Origin of the sequence: Streptomyces sp. NPDC046859 (assembly GCF_040645135.1) — a bacterium.
Lineage (GTDB): Bacteria > Actinomycetota > Actinomycetes > Streptomycetales > Streptomycetaceae > Streptomyces.
On record NZ_JBEYXR010000018.1, the window covers coordinates 60926 to 75122 of the forward strand.

General features: G+C 73.4%; 13 protein-coding genes. 8 read left to right on the forward strand and 5 right to left on the reverse strand.

All coding sequences use genetic code 11. The annotated features are described in order from the left end of the window. The first annotated feature begins 34 nt into the window (after nucleotides 1–34). Nucleotides 35–2068, forward strand: a complete 2034-nt coding sequence (locus ABZ899_RS25155; RefSeq protein WP_361350165.1) for an AAA family ATPase — start codon at nucleotides 35–37, stop codon at nucleotides 2066–2068. Between the two features lie 26 nt (nucleotides 2069–2094). Here the strand turns inward: ABZ899_RS25155 and ABZ899_RS25160 are convergent, their stop codons facing one another. Then, a complete protein-coding gene (locus ABZ899_RS25160; protein WP_361350167.1) occupies nucleotides 2095–2940 on the reverse strand; it encodes a nitroreductase/quinone reductase family protein in 846 nt (281 codons plus the stop codon). A gap of 207 nt (nucleotides 2941–3147) precedes the next feature. Between ABZ899_RS25160 and ABZ899_RS25165 the strand changes: the two genes are divergently transcribed. The 4 genes from ABZ899_RS25165 to ABZ899_RS25180 all read left to right on the forward strand — a co-directional run bounded on the left by ABZ899_RS25165 (nucleotide 3148) and on the right by ABZ899_RS25180 (nucleotide 5756). After that, complete coding sequence (locus tag ABZ899_RS25165) at nucleotides 3148–3675, forward strand: HAD domain-containing protein (protein WP_361350169.1); 528 nt, start codon at nucleotides 3148–3150, stop codon at nucleotides 3673–3675. 110 nt (nucleotides 3676–3785) lie between these two features. Next, the gene (locus ABZ899_RS25170) at nucleotides 3786–4382 is read left to right on the forward strand and encodes a helix-turn-helix transcriptional regulator (RefSeq protein WP_361350171.1); all 597 of its coding nucleotides are present in this window, start codon (nucleotides 3786–3788) and stop codon (nucleotides 4380–4382) included. Between the two features lie 112 nt (nucleotides 4383–4494). Then, nucleotides 4495–5256, forward strand: coding sequence for a hypothetical protein (locus ABZ899_RS25175; protein ID WP_361350173.1), 762 nt, complete (start codon nucleotides 4495–4497; stop codon nucleotides 5254–5256). A gap of 164 nt (nucleotides 5257–5420) precedes the next feature. Beyond that, nucleotides 5421–5756 (forward strand): DUF2516 family protein, encoded by a 336-nt coding sequence (locus ABZ899_RS25180; protein ID WP_361350315.1) that lies wholly within the window; start codon nucleotides 5421–5423, stop codon nucleotides 5754–5756. Between the two features lie 43 nt (nucleotides 5757–5799). Here ABZ899_RS25180 and ABZ899_RS25185 read toward each other — a convergent pair whose 3' ends face one another. From ABZ899_RS25185 to ABZ899_RS25195, 3 genes are all read right to left on the reverse strand, one after another. Next, nucleotides 5800–7104, reverse strand: coding sequence for a SpoIIE family protein phosphatase (locus ABZ899_RS25185; protein ID WP_361350175.1), 1305 nt, complete (start codon nucleotides 7102–7104; stop codon nucleotides 5800–5802). Between the two features lie 280 nt (nucleotides 7105–7384). Then, on the reverse strand, nucleotides 7385–8470 hold the full coding sequence (locus ABZ899_RS25190; protein WP_361350177.1) for a C40 family peptidase: 1086 nt from the start codon (nucleotides 8468–8470) through the stop codon (nucleotides 7385–7387). 212 nt (nucleotides 8471–8682) lie between these two features. Then, a complete protein-coding gene (locus ABZ899_RS25195) occupies nucleotides 8683–9501 on the reverse strand; it encodes a class I SAM-dependent methyltransferase (protein WP_361350179.1) in 819 nt (272 codons plus the stop codon). A 236-nt stretch (nucleotides 9502–9737) separates the two neighbouring features. Between ABZ899_RS25195 and mshA the strand changes: the two genes are divergently transcribed. The 3 genes from mshA to ABZ899_RS25210 all read left to right on the forward strand — a co-directional run bounded on the left by mshA (nucleotide 9738) and on the right by ABZ899_RS25210 (nucleotide 13394). After that, the gene (gene mshA, locus ABZ899_RS25200; protein WP_361350181.1) at nucleotides 9738–11075 is read left to right on the forward strand and encodes a D-inositol-3-phosphate glycosyltransferase; all 1338 of its coding nucleotides are present in this window, start codon (nucleotides 9738–9740) and stop codon (nucleotides 11073–11075) included. Next, the gene (locus tag ABZ899_RS25205) at nucleotides 11068–11568 is read left to right on the forward strand and encodes a YbjN domain-containing protein (protein ID WP_361350183.1); all 501 of its coding nucleotides are present in this window, start codon (nucleotides 11068–11070) and stop codon (nucleotides 11566–11568) included. The genes mshA and ABZ899_RS25205 overlap by 8 nt, the downstream gene beginning before the upstream one ends. A 143-nt stretch (nucleotides 11569–11711) precedes the next feature. Next, on the forward strand, nucleotides 11712–13394 hold the full coding sequence (locus tag ABZ899_RS25210) for a glycosyl hydrolase family 28-related protein (protein WP_361350185.1): 1683 nt from the start codon (nucleotides 11712–11714) through the stop codon (nucleotides 13392–13394). Here ABZ899_RS25210 and ABZ899_RS25215 read toward each other — a convergent pair. Beyond that, a complete protein-coding gene (locus tag ABZ899_RS25215; protein ID WP_361350187.1) occupies nucleotides 13364–14170 on the reverse strand; it encodes an AraC family transcriptional regulator in 807 nt (268 codons plus the stop codon). The genes ABZ899_RS25210 and ABZ899_RS25215 overlap by 31 nt on opposite strands. Nucleotides 14171–14197 lie beyond the last annotated feature (27 nt).

A 14197-nucleotide genomic window follows, 5' to 3' on the forward strand; every position in this document is an offset into this window, starting at 1 on the left:
GACCGAGTTGCTTTTTCCCGGTAGGGTGGCGGGCATGACGCCTGCCGACCCCTCCGCCGACCTGCGCACCGCGCTCCTGGACGAGCGCGCCCATCACGACCGCTGCCGCCGCGCGCTCGCCGCGATGGCCGACGGGGCGGACCACCAGGTGGTCATCGGCGAGCACGCCTCCGCGTCCGGCGCCGACGCCGAGGTGCTGGGCCGCCGGCTGCGCAGCCAGGCCAAGGCGCTGCGTGAACTGCCCGAGGGCCCCCTGTTCTTCGGCCGGCTGGACTTCACGGGCGGCGAGCGGCAGGCCGCCCTGCACATCGGGCGGTTGCGGATCAGCGAGCACCCCGCCGACCCGCCCCTCGTCGTCGACTGGCGTGCGCCCGTGGCCCGTGCCTTCTACCAGGCGTCCGCGCACGACCCGCAGGGCGTGGCCGTACGGCGCCGGTTCGGCTGGGCGCCGGGCAGCCGGGGCGACTCCGGCGACCTCACCGGGCTGGAGGACGAGCACCTCGACCGGGACGAGACCCGGGTCAGCGAGATCGTCGCCCGGGAGATCGAGCGGCCGCGCGTCGGGCCGATGCGGGACATCGCCGCCACCATCCAGCCCGAGCAGGACGACCTCGTACGGGGCGACCTCGCCGTCTCGCTGTGTGTGCAGGGCGCACCGGGCACCGGCAAGACCGCCGTCGGGCTGCACCGGGCCGCGTATCTGCTCTACACCCACCCGCAGCGCATCCGGCGCGGCGGCCTGCTGATCCTCGGGCCGAACCCGACCTTCCTCTCCTACATCTCCGAGGTGCTGCCCGCGCTGGGCGAGACCGGGGTGCGCCAGTCCACGCCGGCCGGGGAGATCGCCCGGCACCCGGTGCGGGGGACCGACGACGAGCGGGCCGCCCGGCTGAAGCACGACGTCCGGATGGCGGAGGTGCTGCGGCGGGCGCTGTACGCGCGCGTGGCACGCGCCGAGGACCTGGCGCCGCTCGTGGTGGCCGACGGCTCCTACCGGTGGCGGGTCCCGGTGGACGCGCTGCGGCGGATCGTCGAGGACGTCCGCGCCGAGGAGCCGCCGTACGCCGTGGGGCGGGAGCGGGTGCGGTCCCGGGCCGTACGTCTCCTGCGGGAGCAGGCCGAGCGGGGCGCCGGACCGCAGACCGCCGGCTGGGCGCAGCGGGTGTCGCGGGGGCGCGCGGTCGGCGCGTACGTGGAGGCGGTCTGGCCGAAGGCGCGGCCCGAGGAGGTCGTCGCCGCGCTGTTCACGGACCCGGAGGCGCTGGCGGACGCCTCCGAGGGGGTGCTCGACGACGAGGAGCGGAAGGCACTGCTCTGGGCGAGACCGCCGCGCTCGTGGAAGTCGGCGCGCTGGTCGGCCGCCGACCTGGTCCTCCTGGACGAGGTCGCCGGGCTGATCGAACGCCCGCAGGGGTACGGCCATGTCGTCGTCGACGAGGCGCAGGACCTGTCGCCGATGGAGTGCCGGGCGATCGCGCGCCGCTGCCCGTTCGGCTCGCTGACCGTCCTCGGGGACCTGGCGCAGGGCACGACCCCGTGGGCCGCGCGGGACTGGGCGTCGGCGATGGCGCACCTGGGCAAGCCGGACGCGGCGGTCGTCGCGCTGACCACCGGGTTCCGGGTACCGCGCGCGGTCCTGGAGCTGGCCGACGGGCTGCTGGCGCGGCTGGCGGTACCGGTGCCCGCGGCCCGCTCGCTGCGCGGCGACGGGGAGGTGCGGTTCCGGACGGCGGGGGACGACCTGCCGGGTGCCGTCGTCGAGGCCGTCCGGGACGCGCTGGGGCGCGAGGGGTCCGTGGGCGTGATCGCGGCCGACGCGGACGTCGCCCGGGTGCGGGAGGCGCTGGCGGCTGCCGGGATCGCGGCGGGGCGGGCCGAGGAGCCCGGGGAGCGGGTGGTCGTCGTACCGGCGCGTGTGGTGAAGGGGCTGGAGTACGACCATGTCGTAGCGGTGGAGCCGGCGGCGATCGCGGAGTCGGAGGAGCGCGGGCTGCACCGGCTGTACGTGGTGCTGACGCGGGCGGTGGCGGGGCTGGAGGTCGTGCACGGGAGGCCGCTGCCCTTCTGAGCGGCGGCCTCCCGATAAGCCGTCCGTCAGCCGGTGGCGTCCAGAAGGGGGATCAACTGCTCCTCCTCGTACGTCAGATGGGCCTCCAGCTCCGCCGTCAGCCGGGCCACCTCCTCGCGCGCGGCCTCCGGATCGCCCGTCGCCCCGTCCTCCCCGACGGCCCGGCGCAGCCGCTCGACGAGGCCCGCGATGCGCTCGTGCTCCTCGCGCAGACGGTCCAGCACGGGGGCGTGGGCGGGGTGGCGGTCGGCGAGGAACGGGAACAGCGCGGTGTCCTCGCCGGTGTGGTGGTTGTGCAGGCCCTGACAGAACGTGAGGCAGTTGACGCGCAGCTGGGCGCCCAGGGTGGAGCCGCCCTTCGCCATCTCGTCGCGGATGAGCGCCAGTTCGCGGCGGAAGGCGTCGTGCACGACCCTGATGGCCTCGCCCATGGAGGAGGCGTTGATGTGCGGCGGGCCCTGCGTGATCTCGTACAGGGCGATCACGGGGATCACCCGTTCCGTCCGCTCCTGGTAGGCGGCCCAGCCGGGATCGGCCTCCACGGCCCGCGCGAACGCCCGGTCCCGTTCCTCGCCCTCCAGGACGACCGCCCGCGCCGGGTAGGTGAACGCCCCGGCCTCCACGGTGACCTCGGGATGGGCGACGAGGTTGTGGAACCACGCCGGGTGTCGCGGGGAGCCGGCGGCCGAGGCGATGACCAGGACGCGGTCGCCGCCGTCCGGCAGATAGGCGACCGGGGTGGTGTGGGGACGCCCGGTGCGGGCGCCGGTGGTGGTGAGGAGGAGCAGCCGGCCGCCTTCAAAGGGGCCGCCGACGCGGCCCTTGTTGGCGCGGAACTCCTCGATGACCTGCTGATTGAAGTCATGGGGCATGCGGGGTGTCTGGTCTCTTTCTCTTCGTCTTCTCTTCGTCGGTCTCCGTCTGGGAGGGAAGCGAAGAGAAAAGGCGGGCCCCTGGCCCGCGCCCATGGCCTCACTCAGAGGCCGGGCAACACCCAACTCGCTCACGGCACAAGGCCGACCCGGCAGTCATGCGGTCGACGGTAGCGCAGGGCCCGCCCGAGGGCGATGCTGTTTTCGATGCTCCTGTTCCTCGACGTCGACGGCACGCTCATCCCCTTTGGGTCGCAGCGGCCGTACCCCCTGTTCGAAGCGCCCCTCACCCTGCCCGGACCTCCCGCCCACCCCCTCCTCTCCCGGGTGGACCCCACCCTCGGCGCCCGGCTGCGGCGGCTCGCGCGGCTCGGGTGCGAGCTCGTGTGGGCCACGACCTGGCTGGACGACGCGAACGTCGCCCTCGCGCCCTGGCTCGGCCTGCCCCCGCTGCGACTGGTCGACTGGCCGGACGAGGACGCCGAACCCTGGCTCGGGTCCCGGGCGCCGCACTGGAAGACGCGGCCGCTGGTGGCGTGGGCGGCGGGCCGGGCGTTCGTCTGGGTCGACGACGAGATCACCGATGTGGACCGCGCGTATGTGGCCGCGCACCATCCCTCCCCGGCCCTCCTGCACCGCGTCGACCACCGCCACGGCCTCACCGACCACGACTTCGCCGTCCTGGAGGAGTGGATCGGGTGCGGAGGCCGGGCGAGCGGGCAGGCCGTGCCGTGACGGCCGTCCTTCTCCGACGCCGGCCGTTCCGCGACGCCGTGCGGGTGGTGTGGCGCACTTTTGCAAGCGGGTGCTTGCAAGAGTTAGCGAGAGTGCGGCACAGTGGAGCCATGGCATCGCTCAACGTCGGCAATCTCGGCGAGTACCTGCGCGAGCAGCGGCGCACCGCGCAGCTGTCGCTGCGGCAGCTCGCCGACGCCGCCGGGGTGTCCAATCCGTACCTGAGCCAGATCGAGCGCGGGCTGCGCAAGCCGTCCGCGGAGGTGCTGCAGCAGGTCGCCAAGGCCCTGCGGATCTCCGCGGAGACGCTGTACGTCCGCGCCGGCATCCTCGACGCCGAGCGGGACCGGGACGAGGTGGAGACGCGCGCCGTCATCCTGGCCGACCCGACCCTGAACGAGCGCCAGAAGCAGGTGCTGCTCCAGATCTACGAGTCCTTCCGCAAGGAGAACGGCTTCGGGATATCCCGCGAGGCCACGGAGGCGGAAGCGGAGGCGGCGGCCCAGCGGCTCGCCGACGCCGTGGAGGATCTGGCCGGCGGTCCGCAGGACGGCGGAGACCCTGACGGCGAGACCGACGGTGACAGCGGCCGCGAGGAGACCGCGCGCCGCCCCCGAGCCACCCGCACGACCCGTTCGACCCGTACGTCCGACGGCAGCGACGCCGACCCGGAGAACCCGACCGGCCCGCAGCGGTCGGCCGGCTGACCTCGAACCGCCAGACGCACCCCGTGCGTCGGCCGCCCCTCGGGTGTCAGCCGTCCGACGGTCGCGGGTACCCAGAACCCTCATCTGATAGCGACCCGGGAGGACCATCACCATGGCCATCACCGACGACCTGCGCAAGACCCTCAGCGACCCGACCCCGCTCTACTTCGCCGCCGGCACCGCCGACCTCGCCATCCAGCAGGCGAAGAAGGTGCCCGGGCTGGTGGAGCAGCTGCGCACCGAGGCGCCTTCGCGGTTCGAGGCCGTGCGCAACACCGACCCCAAGGCCGTCCAGGAGAAGGCCGCCGCCCGCGCCAAGGAGGCCGGTGCCAAGGCGAAGGAGGCCCAGGAGGCCCTGCAGGCCAAGGTCACCGAGTTCGTCGCCAGCCTGGACACCGACCTCAAGAAGCTGGGCAGCAGCCTGGACGCCGACTTCAAGAAGTTCGGCAGCAACCTCGACGCCGACCTGAAGAAGTTCGGCGAAAGCGCGCAGGACCTCGCGCTGCGCACCATCGGCGTCGCCGCCGAGTACGCCGTGAAGGCCCGCGAGGCCTACGAGAAGGTCGCCGAGCACGGCGAGCAGACCGTGCGGACCTGGCGCGGCGAGGCGGCCGAGGAGATCGAGGAGTTCGCGATCGCCGTCGAGCCGAACGCCAAGCCGGCCGAGGACAAGGAGGAGAAGCCCGCGCCCGCCGCTGCCACGCCCGCGCCCACCGCTGCCAAGCCCGCGCCCGCCCCTGCCAAGCCCGCGCCCGTGAGGCCGGAGCCGGTGAAGACCGAGCCGGCCGCCGCCGCGCAGGCGAAGAAGGACCCGGCCAAGCCGGCCCCGGTGCGCAAGCCCACCGCCAAGAAGACGACCCCGCCGGCCAAGTAGCGCCGATCGGGCCCGCCGGGTTGCCCGGACGGGTGAAAGACGCGCACGGAGAGCGGGCCGGGCACTTACCGAGTGCGCGGCCCGTTCTCCGGGTAACGGTCCTGCGGATGCGGGTACGGTGACCGCGTAGACACAAGCTGATTCAGGTGGTGGACGTTGTGCTGATGCAGGGCTTCGCTGGATTCATGTGGCTGCTGAGCGTGGCCCTGATCCTCTTCAGCGGTTTCGCGCTGATCGACGCCGCCGTCCGCCGGGAGGACGCCTACCGGGCGGTCGACAAGCAGAGCAAGGCCTTCTGGCTGATCATCCTCGGGCTCGCCTTCGTGGTGAACCTGATCTTCAACATCCTGTCGTTCCTGCCGATCATCGGCCTCATCGCGACGATCGTCTACATGGTCGACGTCCGCCCCGCCCTACGGGGCCTGTCGGGCGGCGGACGCCCGCGCAGGGGCGGCTCCAGCAGCGACGGCCCCTACGGGCCGTACAACGGGGGGCGCTGACCGGTACTGACGAGCGGAGGGCGCCGGCCGGGACCGGTGGCCCTCACACCGACCGGTCGAGCAGCAGCACCGCCACGTCGTCCGTCAGCTCGCCGCCGTTGAGGTCCCGGACCTCGTTGACGGCCGCCCTCAGCAGTTCCTCGCCGCGCAGTCCCTCGCCGAGCTGCCGCCGGACCATCTCGACCATGCCGTCCTGCCCCAGCCGCTCGCGGCCCTCGCCGACGCGGCCCTCGATCAGGCCGTCGGTGTAGAGCATCAGACTCCACTCGGCCCCGAGCTCCACCTGCATCCGCGGCCAGCGGGCGCCGGGCACCAGCCCGAGCGCGGGTCCGTTGTTGTCGTAGGGGAGCAGCCGCGCCGCCCGCCCCGGGCGGGCCAGCAGCGGGGACGGATGCCCGGCCAGGCAGAGCCCGGCGCGGCGCCCGTCCGGGGCTATGTCGACCGTGCACAGCGTCGCGAAGATCTCGTCGTCGCTCCGCTCGTGCTCCAGCACCTGCTGGAGCGTGTTCAGCAACTGGTCGCCGCAGAGCCCGGCCAGCGTCAGCGCCCGCCACGCGATGCGCAGCTCCACGCCGAGCGCGGCCTCGTCGGGCCCGTGCCCGCACACATCGCCGATCATGGCGTGCACGGTGCCGTCCGCGGTACGCACGACATCGTAGAAGTCGCCGCCGAGCAGGGCGCGCGAGCGGCCCGGGCGGTAGCGGGCGGCGAACCGCAGCGAGGAGCCCTCCAGCAGGGGGGTCGGCAGCAGACCGCGTTCCAGGCGCCGGTTCTCCTGCGCCCGCAGCCGTCCCTCGGCCAGCCTTCGCTCGGCCGTGTCGGAACGTTTCCTCTCCACGGCGTATCGGATCGCCCGGCTCAGCAGCCGGCCGTCCAGCTCGTCCCGGAACAGATAGTCCTGCGCGCCGACGCGCACGGCCTCGGCGCCGCGCTCGGCGTCTCCGGAGGCGGTGAGGGCCAGCACGGCGTGCCGGGGCGCGAGCTCCAGGACGTGCTTGAGCACCCCGAGCTCGTCGTCATCGCTCGACCGGCCGGGCGCGGGCAGCGCCAGGTCCAGCAGGATGCAGTGGACGTCGTCGGTGAGCAGCCGCGCGGCCTCGGTGAGGTTGCGGGCGGTGCGCACCCGGATGGGCTTGCCGGCCGAGTCGAGCATCTCGGGCACGACCGTCGAGCCGCCGGGATCGTCCTCGATCAGCAGCAGCGTCAGATTGGTGTGCGAGGTGTTCTCGACCGTCTGTTCCTTACGTGGGGCCTCATCCCTGAAGATGCCGCCGCCTGGGGACGCGGCCTGCGCCTGACCTGTCTCCACGGCCGGGATCGCTCTCTGCCGCGGTACGGGTACGGGCATTGTCGTGAGTTCCTTCCCTCCCCCCGAGGGCAGGTGGAACGAGGGTCCTCTATCCACCGACGGGGACCATAGCGGTGTCGGCGCCGCAGCGGAATGGCGCGGGGCACGTCCGGTGGACCCGCGCCGCTGTCATATGCCCCGTTTACCAGCGCACTTGGACAGGCCGACGGTGGCCCGGGGATGACGAACGTCACGTCCGTGGCGGAGGCGTGGGAAAGGTGACGTGGAGTGGGTCACGTGGTGGCGGTCACGGAGAGAACGTCACAAGGCCCCCGCACCCTCACGCATCGGGCCGGACCACTCCGAGGATCCGCATCGAACCGGCGCCCGCCACGGTCACCGTACGGCCGGGCCGGGGGGCGTGGATGATGGCGCCGTCACCGACGTACATCGCCACATGGCTGGCGTCGGCGTTGTAGATGATGAGGTCGCCGGGGCGCATGTCCTCGACCGGGATGTGCTCGAGCCGCTTCCACTGCTCCTGGGACGTGCGGGGGATCGGGCGTCCCGCGCTCGCCCACGCCTGGGAGGTCAGCCCCGAGCAGTCGTACGTCTTCGGTCCCTCGGCGCCCCACTCGTACGGCTTGCCCAGCTGTGCGGTGGCGTAGGCGACGGCCTTGCGGCCCCGCTCGGACGCCTTCGTCTTCAGGTCCTCGAGGATGCCGGAGTCCAGCCAGGCGGTCTGCGCCTTGCGCGCGGCCGCCTCCTCCAGCTCGGCCAGCCGCTCCCGCTCCTCCTTCTCGAGCTGCGACTCGAGCTCCTCGGCCGCCTCGATCTGCTTCTCGATCTTCTTCTGGGCGGCCGCCTTGGCCTTGCGGCCCTCCTCCAGCCGCCGCCACTGCGTGGAGGCGTCCTTCGCGTACTGCTCCAAGTCCTGCTGGGTGCGCGTCAGTTCGGCCAGCAGGCCCTTGGTGGCGCGCTGTCCCTGGAGCACCCTGCGGGTGTTGTCGAGGAAGTGCTGCGGGTTGTCGCTGAGCATCAGGTGCGCCTCGTCCGGCAGCCCGCCGGAGCGGTACTGGGCGGCGGCCGCCGCACCGGCGCGCTTCTTCAGCTCCGCGAGCCGCTCCTTGCCCTTGACGATCTTCTTCGCCAGCTCGACGATCTCGGCCGACTGCTTCTCGGCGGCCTCCTCGGCGGCGTTGTACTCGTCGGTGGCGACGGACGCGGCGTGATAAAGCTTCTCCAGCTTCGCGCGGACGGCTTCGAGCTCCTCGTTGGTCACCGGAGCCGTGCCGGCGGAGGCCGAGGCGCTGGGGGAGGGGGACGGGGAGGGTGCCGCGAACGCGGTGCCCGGTGCCGCCAGGACGGTGACCGCGCAGACGACGGTCACGGCCGCCGTGATCAGGCCGCGCTTGCCCGTGCCCATACCTGTACCCCCAAACTGATGTCCCGTCAGTAACTTAAGGCGTCCGGGGGATCGTGCCATGTCGGCGCGCGAAGTGACAGAGGTCTGCTTTCCCCCGTCACCTCCCGGTCATGACGATCACCCGACCTGTGTGACGAACGACTCAGGGAGATCGTTCCCCGCAGGTCAGCGGGGCGGGGTGAGGAACGGGTCGCCTCCCGTGACCGGAGGGGTCAGCTCCGGGGCGCCAACGCCGCCCAGTCCACGCTGACTTCGCCCTGGCGCCAGCGGGCCGGGCCGTCCGTCACCGGCCAGTCCGCCGTCAGCTGACGCACAGTCCGGATCCAGCGCTGGCGAGCGCCGTAGGAGGCGTAGGGCGCGGCGGCGGCCCAGGCGCGGTCGAAGTCCCGCAGGAAGGCGTGCACGGGCTCGCCGGGGACATTGCGGTGGATCAGCGCCTTCGGGAGCCGTTCGGCGAGGTCCGACGGCCGCTCCAGCGAGCCCAGCCGGGTCGCGAAGGTGACCGTGCGCGGCCCCTCCGGGCCGAGCGCCACCCACACGTGCCGGCGCCCGATCTCGTCACAGGTCCCCTCGACCAGCAGCCCGCCCCGCGAGCCGGTCGCCGGATCGGCCGGGGCGAGCCGGGCGCACAGCCGCTCCCACACCTCGGCGACCTGGTCCTCGTCGTACTGGCGCAGCACGTTCGCGGCGCGGACGAGATGCGGGCGCTGGGGGAGGGGGATCTCGAAGCCGCCGTGCCGGAAGACGAGCCCGTCGCGTTCGTACGGCTTCGCGGCGGCCACCCGGGCCGGTTCGATCTCGACGCCGACGACCCGCACCCGGGGCGCGACGGCCCGCAGCCGGCCGAGCAGTTCCACGGCGGTCCAGGGGGCGGCGCCGTACCCGAGGTCGACCGCCACGGGGTCGGCGGCCCGGCGCAGCTCGGCCCCGTGGGCGTGGGCGATCCAGCGGTCCATGCGCCGCAGGCGGTTGGGGTTGGTGGTGCCGCGCGTCACCGATCCCACGGGGCGGTGGGCTGCGCGGGCTGTCATGGATACGAGGGTAAGGGCCGAACGGGACCCCTTTGCGGCCGCCGCATGGGGACCCACCCGCGGGGAACCCGGTGCGGGTGACGCACCCCGACGTCGAACGGTTGAGCGACAGCCGGTAACGCCTCGGCAAAAACTGCCCGGCCAGGAATGGGAACCCCGTCTTCCGGCGTTGCACCGCGTTGGAGGGGGCCACACCCCTCTGTCCGGCATGCCCGCAGGCCAAGGAGGAACGCCACGTGAGCCAGTACGTCAGCAGGCTCGGGCGTCGCTCCCCGGCGGCCCCCTCCCGGCTCAGGCTGCACCGCCGCCCCCGCCGGGTCGCCATGCTCTCCGTACACACCTCACCGCTGCACCAGCCCGGCACGGGTGACGCCGGCGGCATGAACGTCTACATCGTCGAACTCGCGCAGTGCCTGGCCGCGATCAACATCGAAGTCGAGATCTTCACGCGGACGACCGCCGCGGACCTCCCCCCGGTCGTGGAGCTCGCGCCCGGCGTCCTCGTCCGGCACATCGACGCGGGCCCCTACGAGGGCCTCAACAAGGAGGACCTGCCCGCCCAGCTGTGCGCCTTCACCCACGGCGTCATGCAGGCCTGGGCCGGCCACCGCCCCGGCCACTACGACCTGGTCCACTCGCACTACTGGCTCTCCGGCCACGTCGGCTGGCTCGCCGCCCAGCGCTGGGGCGTCCCCCTGGTGCACGCCATGCACACCATGGCCAAGGTCAAGAACGCCAACCTGGCCGACGGCGACACGCCCGAACCGGCCGCCCGCGTCATCGGCGAGACCCAGATCGTCGACGCCGCCGACCGCCTCATCGCCAACACCGAGGAGGAGGCCCACGAGCTCGTACGGCACTACGCCGCCGACCCGGCCAAGGTCGCCGTCGTCCACCCCGGGGTGAACCTCTCCCGCTTCTCGCCGGCCGACGGCCGGGCCGCCGCCCGCGCCCGTCTCGGGCTCCCGCAGGACGCCCTGATCCCGCTCTTCGCGGGCCGCATCCAGCCGCTGAAGGCGCCGGACATCCTGCTGCGCGCGGTCGCCGTCCTGCTGGACGAGCGCCCCGATCTGCGCTCCCGCATCCTGGTGCCGGTCGTCGGCGGCCCGAGCGGCAGCGGCATGGCCAAGCCGGAGGGGCTGCAGAAGCTCGCCGCCCGCCTCGGCATCGCGGACGTCGTACGGTTCCACCCGCCGGTCGGGCAGGAGCAGCTCGCCGACTGGTTCCGGGCGGCGTCGGTGCTGGTCATGCCGTCGTACAGCGAGTCCTTCGGGCTGGTGGCCGTCGAGGCGCAGGCGGCGGGCACCCCCGTGCTGGCGGCCGCGGTGGGCGGGCTTCCGGTGGCCGTGGCCGACGGCCGGACGGGCTTCCTGGTCCAGGGCCACGACCCGGCCGCCTACGCGCGCGTGCTGCGCGCCTTCGCCGACGACCCCCGGCTGAGCTTCCGGATGGGCGAGGCGGCGGCGCGGCACGCCCAGTCGTTCGGCTGGGACACGGCGGCGGCCGCCACGGCGGAGGTCTACGCGGCCGCGGCCCAGGCCCACCGCCGTCGCGTACGCTCCCACCATGGCTGACGCACAGAAGGCGGCGCAGGTCGTCGAGGGAGCACTGAAGGACGCCGAACTGGAGTGGGAGAGCCCCGAGCCGGGCACCTACGTCATCACGCTCCCCGGCACGCGGAAGCTGTCCACGACGGTCTCCCTGATCGCCGGCCGCCACTCCCTGTCCCTGAACGCCTTCGTCATCCGCCACCCCGACGAGAACGAGGCCGGGGTCCACCGCTGGCTCCTGGAGCGCAACCTCAAGCTGTACGGCGTCAGTTACGCCGTGGACCGGCTCGGCGACGTGTACGTCACCGCCCGGCTCCCGCTCGCCGCGATCACCCCCGACGAGATCGACCGTCTCCTCGGCCAGGTCCTGGAGGCGGCCGACGGCGCCTTCAACACCCTTCTGGAGCTCGGGTTCGCCTCCGCGATCCGCAAGGAGTACGAGTGGCGGGTCGCGCGCGGCGAGTCCACGCGCAACCTGGACGCGTTCAGCCACCTGACCCAGAAGTCCAAGGGCTGACGGCAGCTCCCTCCACCCGGCACGCCAACTCGCCGCTGCGCACCCTCTTCCGGTCGCGGGGGGTCTCGTGGCATGCTCACCGCCCGACGCACTTCTGAACATCGTTCACATCCATGAAAAAGCGGCATGGAGGGCGTACGGACATGGGCGACGCGCATCTCACCAGACGGGCCCTGCTCGGCGGGGCCACGGCCGTGGCGCTCGGCGCGACGGCCGGCACGACGGCCCGGGCGGACGCCCTTCCCGCCCCGGCACCCGGCACCCCGCACGTCCCCGCCCTCTGGCACGAGTTCACCCGCACACCCTTCACCCACCCGCAGATCCCCTACGTCGGCCGGGCCGGCCGGCGCGGCGGGGACCCCCGCCGGCCCCGCCCCCGCGTCGTGGCCGACGTCCGCGCCTTCGGCGCCGTGCCGGACGGCACGACCGACTGCGCCCCCGCGATCAACCGTGCCATCGCCGCCGCCGGACGGGCCGGCGGTGGCACGGTCACCATCCCGCCCGGCACCTTCCGCATCGACGACGTGATCCGCGTCGGCCACTCGAACGTCGTCCTGCGCGGCGCCGGCAGCGGCCGTACGACCCTCCTCGCCACGAAGAACCTCACCGAGCTCATCGGCGTCTACGGCTCCCGCTACGGCGGCGACAAGTCGTCCTGGTCCTGGGCCGGCGGCCTGATCTGGCTGGCCCCCGAGGCGCGCTGGCGGTCCCTGGTCGACGCCGTCCGCGCGAAGGACTGGCCGTTCGAGGGCTGGACCGGCAACCGGCGCGACGAATGGCGCACCCTCACCACCGTCGCCCCCGCCCGCCGCGGTTCCTGGACGGTACGGGTGGCCGACCCGTCGGCGCTGCGCCCCGGCGCCCTCGTGCTGCTGCGCCTCGCCGACGACGCCGGGCACACGCTCCTGGAGCACATGAGCGGCGACGGACCGGGCGCCGCGGCGTACACCTGGGACGACAAGACGAAGCTGACCTCGTACGTGCCCTACGAGTGGCCGGTGCGCCTCACCCGGGTCCGCGGCCGCGAGGTCACGCTCGAACGTCCGCTGCCGCTCGACGTGCGCCCCGAGTGGGACCCCCGGCTGACCACGCATGTGGACGAGCTGACCGGGGCGGGCGTGGAGGGCCTGACCCTGGAGGCTGTGGAGACCCCGCAGCAGCCGCACCTCCTCGACAAGGGCTACAACGGCGTCGTCCTCCAGTGCGCCTACGACTGCTGGGTGCACGACGTGACGGTGCGGCACGTCGACAACGGCTTCGGCCTGGTGGCCGCCTCCGCCTGCACACTCACGCACACGCGTGTGGCGGGCCGCGGAGTGCACCACCCGTACTTCTGCCGGGAAGGCTCGCACGACAACCTCGTGGAGGACTTCACGATCGAGGCCCGCACCACCCCCGCCCCCGCGAACACCCAGCTGCACGGCATCAACGTCGAGGGCCTGTCCTCCCACAACGTCTGGTCGCGCGGCGACATGCGCACGGGCACCTTCGACAGCCATCGCGGACTGCCCTTCGCCAACGTCCGCACCGACATCACCGTCGTCAACGACGGCCGCCACGGAGGCGACGCGAGCGCGGGCCCGCTGTTCGGGGCGCGCTTCACCCACTGGAACGTCCGGGTGGCCAACGGCCGCGCCGGCATGGTCCGCCTCGACGGCCTCGCGCCGTACTCCGCCACCGTCGGCCTCAACGAGGTCGGCGAGTTCGGCCAGATCGACGTGCCCGACTTCACCGGCGACCTGCACACCCGCCTGGAGCTGTACGGCACCACGGACGTCGTACGGCCCCGCAATCTCTACGACGCCCAGCGCGCGCTGCCGCGGTAGCGGCCCGGGGTGACGCCCACCATCCGGCGGAAGTGCCGGGTGAGGTGCGACTGGTCGTAGAAGCCGGTCGCGGTGGCCACCTCGGCCGGCGCCCGGCCCTCCAGCAGCAGCCGGCGGGCGCGGTCGACCCGGCGGGACATCAGGTACTGGTGCGGGGCGATGCCGTACGCGGCGCCGAACGCCCGGACCAGATGGGCGGGATGGGCCCGCACCAGCGCCGCGGCCTCGTCCAGGGCGATGCCCCGTACCACCCGCTCGTCGAGGAGCTCGCGCAATCGGCGGGCGAGCACGGGGTCGCGGCGGTCGGCCCCGGTCGCCGTACCCGGCCGCAGGCACGCGCGCAGCCGGTCGCCGATGAGGGTCAGCCGGCTGTCGGCCTCCAGCTCGTCGCCGGGGTGGGCGAGCGCCGCGTGCAGCTGCCCGACGCGCCGCCGCAGCACCGGGTCACGCAGGTCGGGCGAGTCCACGGCCGGGCCGATCAGGTCGTCGCCGAGCCGGGTGCCGTCCAGGTACAGGACGCGTTTGCGGAAGCCGTGCGGGGTCGCGGGGGAGCCGTTGTGCGGGACGTGCGGCGGCAGCAGGGACACGGTGTCGTGCGGGGTGCCGTGCTCGTGCCGGTCCAGGTCGTAGCGCACGGCGCCGTCGTCCACGATGAGCAGCGTCCACGCCTCGTGGACGTGCATCGGGTACGCGTAGTCGGTGAAACGGGCGTGGAAGACCTCGGTGACGCCGGGGACGCGGGGACGCCACGCGGTGACCTCTGCGGCGGTGCCCATGCAAAGAACGTACAAGACCGGACCGCA